This window comes from Cyanobium sp. BA20m-14 (genome assembly GCF_024346295.1).
Window position 1 is genome coordinate 1 of record NZ_JAGQCR010000094.1, and the last position, 11,116, is coordinate 11,116.

The following is an 11,116-nucleotide window of genomic DNA, read 5'->3' on the forward strand; positions in this document are numbered from 1 at the left end:
TGTAGTCGCTGTGGTTGTGGAGCGGAACGAAGGCCAAGGGCAGGTCTAGCCGGAAGGCATCGGAAGCTTCCACAAACTAGGCGACCACGCAAGATCCAGTGTCATTTGCGCCCCATACCAGGGCAAAACCACTAGATCTGGGGCCAGCGCCTAGGGCACCAATGGGGCCACAGGGCGAGCCTGCATCACCTGGGCAGCCAGTTCGTAATGGTGAGCCACCTGAAGCAGGCGCGGCTCCTCGAGCACCCCCGTGATCAGCTGCAGACCAATCGGCAGGCCCTCGAGATCAAAACCGCAGGGCACAGTGATGGCAGGCAGGCCAGCCATGTTTGCCGGGATCGTGAGCAGGTCGGCGAGGTCCATCGCCAAGGGGTCGTCGTTGTGGGCGCCAAAGCCAAAGGCCGTGGTGGGTGAGGTGGGGGTGAGCAGCACATCCACCGCCTCAAAGGCCCGGTCAAAGTCACGCCGAATCAAGGTGCGCACCTGCTGGGCTTTCTTGTAGTAAGCATCCACATATCCGGCCGAGAGGGCGTAGGTGCCGATCAGAATTCGGCGCTGCACCTCGTCGCCAAAGCCCTCAGCCCGGCTGCGGGCAGTCATCTCGACCAGGCTGGTGGCATCCGGGGCCCGGTAGCCGTATTTGACACCGTCGTAGCGGGCCAGGTTTGCAGAGGCCTCTGATGGCGCGATTACGTAGTAGGTGGCGATGCCGTCGTTGAAGCGGGGGCAGCTCACATCCACCAGCTCGCAGCCCAGGGCCTCCAACTGGGCGGCAGCGGCCAGCACCGCAGCCTTCACCTGGGGATCAAGGCCCTCAGCTTCGAAGCACTCGCGCACCATGCCCACCCTCAAACCAGCAACAGGTTGATCAAGGGCGGCGACGTAATCGGGCACGGGGGCCTGCAGGCAGGTGGCATCGCGCGGATCCGCACCGGCGATCACCTGCAGCAGCTCGGCCGCATCCGCCACCGAGTTGGTGAACGGGCCCACCTGGTCGAGGGAGCTGGCAAAGGCGACCAGGCCGTAGCGGCTGACGCGGCCGTAGGTGGGCTTCAATCCCACCACCCCGCAGAAGGAGGCGGGCTGGCGAATCGACCCGCCGGTATCGGAGCCAAGGGCGGCGATGCACTCGCCTGCAGCCACCGCGGCGGCGCTGCCACCGGAGCTACCACCAGGCACCCTCTCTGGATTCCAAGGGTTGCGGCTGGGGCCGAAGGCTGAGGTCTCGGTGGAGCTGCCCATGGCGAACTCATCGAGGTTTGTCTTGCCAAGCAAGACAGCTCCCGCTTGCCAGAGGCGGTCGGTAACAGTGCTCTCGTAGGGGGGAACGAAGTGCTCCAGCATGCGACTGGAGCAGGTGGTAGGGACCCCCTTAGTGCAGAGGTTGTCCTTGATTGCCAGAGGAATACCTGCCAGGGGTGGCAGATCTTCTCCAGCAGCGCGGCTGGCGTCGATGCGATCCGCATCTGCCCTGGCCCGCTCGGCAGTTATCTCCAGATAGGCGTGAACGGTGGGATCAACCGCCTGGATGCGTGCCAGATGGTGATCGGTGAGTTCACGGGCTGAAACCTCACCATTGCGCAGTTGCTGACGCCATTGAGCAATCCCCTGTTCGCGCGAATCAGCGATCCCCATCAACCCTGTTGCCAGTTGGATTGGACGCTATCAGCCAGCGGCAACGGCCACTAGCCCTCAGTCGAACTCGGTGAGCGGTTCGCCCCGTCGGGTGCGCAGTAACTGGTGATCCAGAGAACCCGGAGATTCGGCCCGGAGATCGTTCAAGAAAGCCGGCAGATGGCTTTCCAGGGTGCCGCGACGCACGAAGGGGCCAAACCAATAAACAGAGTTGGGAGAGTGGGTTTCTACCCGTGCCCACCAGGCCAGGCCCAGACCATTAGCGCAGCTGCGCACTGGCCACAGCAGGGGATTCATGAGGCAGGAGCGGCTTGTAATCCATTCTGCCCGGCGTCGGTACCGTGGCTTGAGAGTTGAGTCACAGTTGAATATCCCCAAGGAAACCAGATTTGGCGGCTGGCTCCATACCCAGGCCAATGACCGGTTCTTGGTTGACCGGTTCCTGGTTGGCCAGTTCCTGGTTGAGCGTGATCGCTGCAGCAATCTGCTGCTCTGCCGATAGCTCTGACTGGTCCTCTGGCTCGATTTCCGGCATTACCTCTTGCTCCGGCTGGGGCTCCTGATCGTGAAGAAGCTCAGGGGAGCTATCAGGCTGGCTTGTGGGCAGTTGCTGGGCTTCTGCAGAACTCGCTTCGGTTGCCGTGGGCTCTTCCTCAGGCTCGGGGCTGGCGGCTGGAGCGGGCAGCTGGGGGCGCACCAAGCGGGGCGCGGGCTGGGAACCGCTCAACCCCTTCATCCAGCCACGCCGTGCCACCTCATAGAGCAGTAGGGCGGTAGCCACAGAGGCGTTAAGGCTTGGTGTGGCGCCACGCAGGGGGATGCGCACCAGCTGATCGCAGTTGCGGCGGGTGAGCATGGAGAGACCATCACCCTCAGAACCGGTGACTATGACCAAAGGCCCAGCTAGATCGGCCTCCTCCAGGCTGACGGTGCCCTCGGCTGCCAGACCCACTACCCGATAACCCTCCTGCTTGAGGGTGTCGAGGGCCCGGTTGAGGTTGACCACCCTAGCCACGGGCAAGTGCTCAAGAGCACCTGCCGCAACCTTGGCCACCGAGCCGGTAAGTCCAGCGCTGCGGCGCTGGGGCAAAACCAGGCCATGGGCACCCAGGGCTTCGGCACTACGCACAATTGCGCCGAGGTTCTGGGGATCAGTAAGACCGTCGACCGCCATCAGCAAGGCCGGCTCACCAATGGTTGCGCAGCCCTCCATCAGGGTCTGTAGATCAAGGGTCTCAGCTGCCGCTGTTTGCAGGGTGATGCCCTGGTGCACGGCACCTCCGGTGAGCTGACCTAGGCGCGCCCAGGTGACCTCCTCAACCAGTACTCCCGATGCCTTGGCTTCTCGCAGCAGCTGCAGAAACTTGGGGCTGAAGCGCATTTCTGGAGTGCACCAGACGCGATGAATCGGTCGACCGCTCTCAAGTGCCGCCTGGGCTGGATGCCGGCCCCAGATCAAATCGGCGCTGGGATCGACGCTGTGACGCTCCGCATCACCGCTGGGGGGAAGGGTATCGGCGTCGACGATCAGCGGCTTGCCAGCAAACCTGCCAGGCGCTGGGCGGCTCCCCGTGTCAAAACGTCGGCCAACAGGGCGACCGGCCCCTTCAAAGCGACCCCCACCCTCAAAACGACGGCTATCTGGGCGACCAGAGTCGGGACGGCGGCCCTGGGGACGACCTTCAAAGCGGCCGCCGGGTCGCCGCTCGTAGGGCTTGCTGTCTGAGCCGGAGCGATCGCTGGAAAAACGGGGAGCAGGCGGACGGTCGAACGAAGGTCGCTCGCTGTCACCACGCCGTTCAAATGGGCGGCGCTCGCCGCGACTACTGGGGCGGTCGGCTGGCCCATCGCGGCGGGGCTGGAAGCGGGACACACCCCGGGGGGCGGGTCGTGCACCGGTCTCTCGCCGGGGCTCCCGATCTCTTGGCCCTTCACGGCCTTCACGGCCCTCACGGCCTTCTCTTCCCTCACGGACCTCACGGCCTTCACCAGCTCCATCGCGGCGCCATTCAGGCTTGGGACCGCTGAAGCGGGGAGGACGGCCAGCCCCACGGGCGCCGCCCCCCGTCCGCTTCTCGGGACGGCGTTCAAATCGTGGGCTCATGGCGTTGTCTGCAGGTTATGGATCGATCTCCTGCAAGTGATCTAGCAGCTCGGCTAACCGGGCAGGCTCGTGGAGAAACAACCAACCAAGCAGGGCCTCAAGGCCAGTTGCCTGGCCATAGGCCGCCGCATCCCCCCGCCGGGGGCCCCTGCCAGCCCGATTGCGGCCCCGGCGCACAAGGTCTCGCTCCGCATCAGTGAGCTGCTGATCAAGCTTCTCCAGTGCCAGAGCCTGGGCGTCGGCACGCACTACCTGCACAACCTCCTGGTGCAGGGTATGGGAGCGGCCTGGACGCTGACAGCGCTGCAGGCGGTGATGAAGCTCCCAGACCGCATCACCCAGCCAGGCCAGCTGTAGCGGGCCTAATTCGGCTTGGGGAGGATGGGGGGCAAGGCCAGCTAGCCAGCTCGAAGCGGGCCGCAGCTCAGCCTTTCCCTGCTCAAGCGGCGAGGTTGCCAAGGGCTGTTTCGAGGTCGGGCTGAAGGTGCAGAAATTCTTCTAGGCGCACCAGCTTCACGGTTTGAACAACCCGGGCATTACCCACCACCAAAAATTTCTGCTTATCGCTGTTGCACTGCTTAGCAAGCTGGACCAAGGCGCCAAGACCGGACGAGTCGAGGAAGTCGATGTGGCTGAGGTCGATCACCAAAGGCTGACCATTGCCGCGGTGAGAGGCCACAAATTCGCCGAACTGTTTGTCGGAGTAGGCATCCAGCTGGCCAGTGAAGCTGAACAGCTGGCAGTGGGCCTGCTGCTCGAAGCCTCCTCGCAGGGAGACAGTCAATCGCTGCAGGTCGTTGATGGCTCCAGTCCTCGATCCGTTCTGGGGCGAAGTGTAGGGAGCAATTTTGCCGCTGCAGAAGACGCAACAAAAATGCCTCAGCGGCGGCTGGCCATCAGGGCGGCGAAGCGCGCGAAGTGATGGTCGGCGTCGTGGGGACCGGGACTGGCCTCCGGGTGGTACTGAACACCAAACACCGGTGCCTCAAGCAGCTCCAGTGCAGCCACGGTTTGGTCGTTGAGGTTGTGGTGGGTTACCCGCACTCGATCGGCGGGCAGGGATTCGGGCACGAGGGCAAAACCATGGTTTTGGCTGGTGATCTCCACCTGCCCTGGGCTGCCGCAAGGGTGATTTAAACCGCGATGGCCGTAGCCCAGTTTAAAAGTGGTGCCTCCAAGGGCCAGCCCCAGGATCTGGTGGCCAAGGCAGATGCCAAACAGGGGGAGATTGGGCAGGGCGATAAGACTTTTGGCGAGCTCAATAGCGGAGCTAACGGCGGCCGGATCGCCGGGCCCATTGGACAGGAACACTCCCTCGGGCTTGTAACTGAGAACCTGCTCCAAGCTGGCATCGGCTGGAAGCACGGTCACCTCGCAGCCGTGGGCCGCAAGACGCTCGAGGATCGCCCGCTTGATGCCGAAATCAATGGCCACCACCCGGTAGGGGCAATCTGGCTGGGATTGCATACGGGCATCAAAAGCGACCCCACAGGTTTGATCCCAGTGATAAGGATTAGGGGTAGTAACTGATGCCGCCAGGTTTAGGCCCTGCATCGAAGGGGCCGAGCGGACTTGATCAAGCAGGGCCGAAGCCGAGGTGCCATCACTGCAAATTGCGCCGTTGATCGCGCCGCCATCACGTAAATGACGCACCAGAGCTCGCGTATCAATTGCTCGAATTCCAACTACTCCATGGCGTAGAAGCCAGCCATCTAGATCACCCTCTGAGCGCCAGCTACTGGTACAAGGTGAAAGCTGGCGGGCAATCACCCCACGCACGTGGGGGCGATCCGCCTCCTGATCGGCGGCGTTGATCCCGGTATTGCCCAGTTCGGGGTAGGTAAAGGTGACCAACTGCCCGGAGTAACTCGGGTCGGTCATGACCTCCTGATAGCCGGTCATGCCGGTGTTGAACACCACTTCTCCGATGGCTGTGCCCCGGGCCCCGAAGGACTCACCCCTCAGCACGGTGCCGTCGGCCAACACCAGCAAGGCAGTGGCAGCGGACTCGCTCACGGGTTCAGGGCAGTTGCTTTGATCATCCCGCAACGGGGGCTGGCAGGGCGGCGCGCAGCCGCTCTAGAACTTGCCAGCCAGCTCCATTGGCAATGGCCTGCTGGGCCAAGCTCAGACCAGCGGCGACTGAGTCGGTCAAACCAGCGGCCCACAGCACCAGCGCTGCGTTGAGGGCCACCACATCAGCCTGGGCGCGGCTAGCTCGGCCCTGGAGCACGGCTTCGAGGATGGCTTGGTTGGTGGCGAGATCTCCACCTGCCAGATCGGCGATCGGGGCAAGCTGCAAGCCCAATGCCTCAGGGTCGAGCTGGTCGCTGCTCACAACACCAGATTTCACCAGTCGCAGCGAATTAACTCCAGCAAGGGAGGCCTCATCAAGGCCGCCCTGACCATGCACAACCACAGCCCTGCGCAGCCCTAGCCGGGCCAGAGCCTCAGCCATCGGATCGAGCAGATCAGGCCGGGCCACCCCGAGCACCTGGGCCTCAGGCCGCAGGGGATTTACCAATGGGCCCAGCAGATTGAAAACAGTCCGCACCCCCAGGCTGCGGCGCAGGGGGGCCAGCCCCACCAGCGCCGGATGCCAACCAGGGGCGAACAAAAAAGTCACCCCCGCACTTGGTAAGGCACCAATCACCTGCTCCTGGGGGGCCTGCAAATGAATGCCCAGTGCCTCCAGCACATCGGCTGATCCCACCCGACCACTGGCACTGCGGTTGCCGTGCTTGGCCACGTGGGCGCCACAGGCGGCAGCCACAAACGCCACAGCCGTTGAAATATTGAAGCTGTCGGCCCCATCGCCACCGGTGCCACAGGTATCTACAAGCGCGATAGAAGGGCGGGAAGCCGGCAGCGGACAAGCTTCTCGCAAGACCTCAGCCATGGCCGCCAGCTCCTCGCCATTAACTCCCTTGGCTCGCAAGGCGGCCAGCAACCCTCCGGTAAGCACTGGATCGATCTGTTCGCTCAGCCAGCCCTGCATCAGCGCGGTCGCCTGTTGGGCCGACAGCGACTCGCCATTGAGCAGCTGGTCCAACAGGGCAGGCCAGGACTGAACAGTGGGCATAGCTAGTAAAAAGCCCGGGTGCAAAGCACTCCGGGCCGGGTGATGGGGACCTATCCACTATCACCCGAAGAAGGGGTAAATGGCGATGACTGCCTTGGCAAAATGTCAGGTCTGTTCCTGGTCAGCGGTGTCAAAGCTGGAGCCCACCGCCTCACTCGCCGCTGGTGCGGGCCGAAAACCTTTTGCCCAGATTGCCTGGGTGCGGCTGTGCAGATCTTCACGGCTAATTCCCCACAAGCGCAGGGTCTTGGTCAAATCTGAGCTGAGATCACGGGCACCGGGAAAGTCCTCGTAGCGCATCAACAAACGGGCAGCATCAACCAGGTGGTGGTCGGCTGGCACCTCAGCGGCAAGCAGCCGATCCACCACCTCGCGATCCGTGGCGTAAAGCGGATGGCTTTGATCATTGCTGCCGGATTGGGAAGGAGCGGAAGCCATGGCGCAGCTGTTGCTGAGGCCAGCCTGCCGGAAAAGCAGCTGCCTAGGTTGGTGGACCTGTGAAAACGGCCCCTGATGGGAGCCATACGGCTGGATCTGATCCGTCGCTACCTGCGGCCCCATCGCAAGGTGGTGTTAATCGGCGTCGCCGCCCTTGTGGTGGTGAACCTGCTGAGCGTCTCCATTCCCCTTTTGGTGCGGCGGGTAATCGACGACCTGCAGGATGGTTTCGCTCTTCAAGACGTGCTGGCTCAGGCGGCGCTGATCGTCGCCCTGGCAACGGTGATGGGGGCGGTGCGGCTCTACTCACGCATGCTGGTGTTCGGGGTAGGCCGGCAGGTGGAGGCCGAGCTCAAACAACAGATTTTTGATCACCTGCTCAAGCAGGAACCCGGCTGGGTTCAGACCACAGGCAGCGGCGAGGTGATCAGCCGAGCCACCTCCGACGTCGAAAACGTGCGCAGGCTCCTGGGCTTCGCCGTGCTGAGCCTCACCAACACGGTGCTGGCCTACGCGCTCACCTTGCCAGCGATGCTCTCCATCGACGGCTGGTTGACCGTGGCGGCGGTGGGGCTCTACCCCCTGATGTTGATGGTGGTGCGCCTGTTTGGCGGTCGCATGATGCGCCAGCAACGCCGCCAGCAGGAGGCCTTGGCCTCCTTAAGCGACCTGATCCAGGAGGACCTCTCCGGCATCAGCGCCATCAAGATCTACGGCCAGGAGAGCACCGAGCAGACCGCCTTCGCCGGTCGCAACCGCATCTACCGGGATGCTGCCCTGAATCTGGCCCGCACCCGCAGCACCCTGTTCCCGCTGCTGGAAGGCATCTCGTCCATCAGCCTGCTCCTGCTACTCGCCTTGGGCAGTGGCCAGCTTGAAAGTGGCCGCCTCAGCATCGGCGACCTGGTCGCCCTGATTCTGTTTGTGGAGCGGCTGGTGTTCCCCACTGCCCTGTTGGGGTTCACCCTCAACACCTTCCAAACCGGCCAGGTGAGCCTGGAGCGGGTAGAGGAGCTGCTGCGACGGCGGCCCTTGATCGTTTCTTCAGCTTCACCAACTCCCCCAGCCAAGCCCGGTCGGGGGGCTGTGGAGGCCCGCGGCCTCACCGTGCGGTATCCCAACGCGCCTCGACCAGCCCTGGTGGACGTCAGTTTTGAGCTTCATCCCGGCGAACTTGTGGCAGTGGTGGGGCCCGTGGGCTGCGGCAAAACCACCCTGGCCCGTGCCCTGGGGCGCATGGTCGAGGTAGATCCCGGCCAACTTTGGCTCGATGGGGTCGACATCACCGCTCTGGATTTGGCTGAACTGCGTGGCCAGGTGGGCTTAGTACCCCAAGAGGGCTATCTGTTTACAGCGAGCCTGGCCGACAACCTGCGTTATGGCGAGCCGGATGCGCCGTTTGAGCGGGTCGAGGCAGCAGCTCGCCAGGCCAGGCTTGAGGGCGACATCAAGGGATTTCCCGACGGCTACCAGACCCTGGTGGGGGAGAGAGGCATCACCCTTAGCGGCGGCCAGCGACAACGCACAGCCCTGGGGCGGGCCCTACTGGTTCGCACTCCGCTATTGGTGCTTGATGACGCCCTAGCCAGCGTCGATAACACCACCGCTGCCGAGATCCTTCGCACGATTCGCAGTGAGCAGGCCAATGCCCAGTCAAATGACCAAGGTCTGGGTCGCACCGTATTGATGATCAGCCATCAGTTGTCGGCGGCGGCCGCCTGTGATCGAGTGCTGGTGCTCGAAGAGGGCCGGCTAGTGCAGCAGGGCCACCACAGCAAGCTCGTGGCTGAGCGCGGCACCTACCGTCGCCTTTGGGATAGGGAGCAGGCAAAGGAACAGCTGAGGTCGGCCGGCTGATCTCAATACTTGTTGAGCTGTTCAGCCAAGTGACCTAGATGGGGCTTAGGTGGATGGTGTCGCCATTTGCGTTCCACGCCTAGGAGGATCCATGGAGCCAGTTGCCCCGATTACCGGCTTGCCCTACCGGCTGCGCTGCACCCTGACCTTTGGCGATATCTACGGGCAGATTTTGATCTGGATGCTGGTGATCTTCGCCAGCCTGGCGGCTGGCTTGGCCTTGATGGGGGCCAGCAAGCCGATCTTTGCCCTTGTGGGTGTGGGCCTGATCCTGGTGCTTTCCCTGCCGTTCCTGCTGTTCGCCTTCACCACCACTCTCCTTAATCACAGTGCCTTTGAGCCCGACGCGACAACTAAAGGGACTCTCTAGGCTCCGATTTCATTGCAATTCGCAGCGTGTTCGGCCTGTTTCAGGGCACCCCTCAGGCCCAAGCTCCCCACGTTGTACTGGGCACCCCAATTGATGCAGCCATAAAGGGCGGCCAGTCAGAGGTGGTTTTCGGTTGCGGCTGCTTTTGGGGAGCCGAAAAGGGCTTTTGGCGCCTGCCTGGCGTGGTTACAACAGCCGTGGGCTACGCCGGTGGCTCAATCCAGCAACCCAGCTACGACCAAGTCTGCTCTGGACGCACGGGCCACAGCGAGGTTGTGCGGGTGGTCTGGGATACGGCCCTAATCGATTTCAGCGATTTGCTGAAGCTGTTCTGGGAATGCCACGACCCCACCCAGGGGAATCGCCAGGGCAATGATCGGGGCAGCCAGTACCGCTCGGTGATTTATGCGGATGATCCTGGTCTGGTGGCCCTAGCAGAGGCCAGCCGCGACGCCTACCAGGCCCTGTTGAGCAGCGCTAGCTTTGGGGAGATCACCACTGAGCTGCGCAGCAACCAAACCCTTTGGTACGCGGAGCCATATCACCAGCAATATTTAGCCAAACCCGGCAGCCGTCCTTACTGCTCGGCCCAGCCAAGCGGCCAAAGGCTCGGGGAATTTGCGGGCTCGGCCTACAAGCTCGATCCACGGGTGTGGTCTTCCTATGACTGGACGGTGGCCCACTGCGTGTTGCGGGGGGAGAATGCCCCAATTCAGCTGGCCTGAGCATGTCCATGCCGCTGCTTGCCCTCGCCTTGCTCTCAATGGGGTCGCCCTGGTGGGAGGACTACGGCATCACCGAACAATTCATCTGCCCCGATCAGAGCCGGGTCACCCTGGAGCGCAATGACGCCCAAGCCTCCCTGCTCACCGGACGCTTCCGCTCCACCGTGTTTCGCGAGGCCTCAGACCTACCAGGCATCCGTTATCGCAACGAGCAACTGACCTTGGTGCTCAGGGGCGATGTGCTGACTATGGAGCAGCAATTCAGAAGGTTGGAGTGCCTGCGCACGGACCAGGTATGAGCAGGACAGCGCTGTGAACCCCTTACCGGATCGCCTGGTGATTCTTGGGTTGTTTATCACCCTGGGGCTCTGCTTTGCCCTGATCTTCTGGAGCGTCAAACTGAACCCGAAGTCCGAACCCCAGCTGCAATGGCGCGATAGGCCCTCCGGTCAGCCGTCCGGCAGGTTGAACGACCCCAAGGCCCCCCTGCTGTGAGCAAGCTCGAGCCCAGGCCACGCAACCGCCCCCTGCATCCTCTGCCTAAGGGGCTTGTGGAGCTCTATGGGTTGCTGGCCGTGTTGTTTGTGCTGGTGCCTGAGTGGATGGCTGGCGGCGCCCTTCTGAGCTTCTCAGCCAATCGCAAAGGTTCGGACCTGCCTGCGGCCTCAGCCGTATGGAGCCGCTTGCCCGAATTGCGGCTGGCAGGCCTGGGGGTCGGTGAACTGCGGCAACTAGCCCGTCGCCTGCGGGTTCCTGGGTATGCAGTTTTGGGACGGGAGCGACTCACAGAACGGCTGATACGCCGGCTGAAACAGCGCAAAGCGCTGTGGTAACTTCGATCTGCCGGGGCGTAGCGCAGCTTGGTAGCGCACCACTTTGGGGTAGTGGGGGTCGCAGGTTCAAAT

General features: G+C 63.0%; 14 protein-coding genes. 6 read left to right on the plus strand and 8 right to left on the minus strand.

Translation table 11 applies throughout. The features are described 5' to 3' along the window. Positions 1-150 precede the first annotated feature (150 nt). The 8 genes from gatA to KBZ07_RS10085 all read right to left on the minus strand — a co-directional run bounded on the left by gatA (position 151) and on the right by KBZ07_RS10085 (position 7,259). Positions 151-1,635, minus strand: coding sequence for an Asp-tRNA(Asn)/Glu-tRNA(Gln) amidotransferase subunit GatA (gene gatA / locus KBZ07_RS10050; protein WP_254931478.1), 1,485 nt, complete (start codon positions 1,633-1,635; stop codon positions 151-153). A 57-nt stretch (positions 1,636-1,692) separates the two neighbouring features. Continuing rightward, positions 1,693-1,932 carry a DUF1816 domain-containing protein gene (locus tag KBZ07_RS10055; protein ID WP_254931479.1) on the minus strand — a complete coding sequence of 80 codons (240 nt, stop codon included), beginning with the start codon at positions 1,930-1,932 and terminating at the stop codon, positions 1,693-1,695. A gap of 61 nt (positions 1,933-1,993) precedes the next feature. Then, positions 1,994-3,739, minus strand: coding sequence for a 23S rRNA (guanosine(2251)-2'-O)-methyltransferase RlmB (rlmB, locus tag KBZ07_RS10060; RefSeq protein WP_254931480.1), 1,746 nt, complete (start codon positions 3,737-3,739; stop codon positions 1,994-1,996). Between the two features lie 15 nt (positions 3,740-3,754). Continuing rightward, positions 3,755-4,162: a ribonuclease III domain-containing protein gene (locus KBZ07_RS10065; RefSeq protein ID WP_106501987.1), complete on the minus strand. Its 408-nt coding sequence runs from the start codon at positions 4,160-4,162 to the stop codon at positions 3,755-3,757. Between the two features lie 16 nt (positions 4,163-4,178). Next, positions 4,179-4,523, minus strand: coding sequence for an STAS domain-containing protein (locus tag KBZ07_RS10070; RefSeq protein WP_254931481.1), 345 nt, complete (start codon positions 4,521-4,523; stop codon positions 4,179-4,181). Positions 4,524-4,618: 95 nt separating this feature from the next. After that, positions 4,619-5,755, minus strand: a complete 1,137-nt coding sequence (carA, locus tag KBZ07_RS10075) for a glutamine-hydrolyzing carbamoyl-phosphate synthase small subunit (protein ID WP_254931482.1) — start codon at positions 5,753-5,755, stop codon at positions 4,619-4,621. 22 nt (positions 5,756-5,777) lie between these two features. Continuing rightward, entirely contained in the window at positions 5,778-6,821 is a 1,044-nt protein-coding gene (gene trpD / locus KBZ07_RS10080) for an anthranilate phosphoribosyltransferase (protein ID WP_254931483.1), read from the minus strand. A 105-nt stretch (positions 6,822-6,926) separates the two neighbouring features. Next, a complete protein-coding gene (locus KBZ07_RS10085) occupies positions 6,927-7,259 on the minus strand; it encodes a DUF3288 family protein (RefSeq protein WP_254931484.1) in 333 nt (110 codons plus the stop codon). Positions 7,260-7,334: 75 nt separating this feature from the next. Between KBZ07_RS10085 and KBZ07_RS10090 the strand changes: the two genes are divergently transcribed. The 6 genes from KBZ07_RS10090 to KBZ07_RS10115 all read left to right on the plus strand — a co-directional run bounded on the left by KBZ07_RS10090 (position 7,335) and on the right by KBZ07_RS10115 (position 11,044). Further along, complete coding sequence (locus KBZ07_RS10090; protein WP_254931485.1) at positions 7,335-9,116, plus strand: ABC transporter ATP-binding protein; 1,782 nt, start codon at positions 7,335-7,337, stop codon at positions 9,114-9,116. Positions 9,117-9,207: 91 nt separating this feature from the next. Beyond that, a complete protein-coding gene (locus KBZ07_RS10095; protein ID WP_254931486.1) occupies positions 9,208-9,486 on the plus strand; it encodes a hypothetical protein in 279 nt (92 codons plus the stop codon). A gap of 26 nt (positions 9,487-9,512) precedes the next feature. Beyond that, positions 9,513-10,211: a peptide-methionine (S)-S-oxide reductase MsrA gene (msrA, locus tag KBZ07_RS10100; protein ID WP_254961112.1), complete on the plus strand. Its 699-nt coding sequence runs from the start codon at positions 9,513-9,515 to the stop codon at positions 10,209-10,211. A gap of 8 nt (positions 10,212-10,219) precedes the next feature. Continuing rightward, a complete protein-coding gene (locus KBZ07_RS10105; protein WP_254931487.1) occupies positions 10,220-10,510 on the plus strand; it encodes a hypothetical protein in 291 nt (96 codons plus the stop codon). A 13-nt stretch (positions 10,511-10,523) separates the two neighbouring features. After that, positions 10,524-10,706 carry a hypothetical protein gene (locus KBZ07_RS10110; RefSeq protein ID WP_254931488.1) on the plus strand — a complete coding sequence of 61 codons (183 nt, stop codon included), beginning with the start codon at positions 10,524-10,526 and terminating at the stop codon, positions 10,704-10,706. Beyond that, a complete protein-coding gene (locus KBZ07_RS10115; protein ID WP_254931489.1) occupies positions 10,703-11,044 on the plus strand; it encodes a hypothetical protein in 342 nt (113 codons plus the stop codon). The genes KBZ07_RS10110 and KBZ07_RS10115 overlap by 4 nt, the downstream gene beginning before the upstream one ends. Positions 11,045-11,116 lie beyond the last annotated feature (72 nt).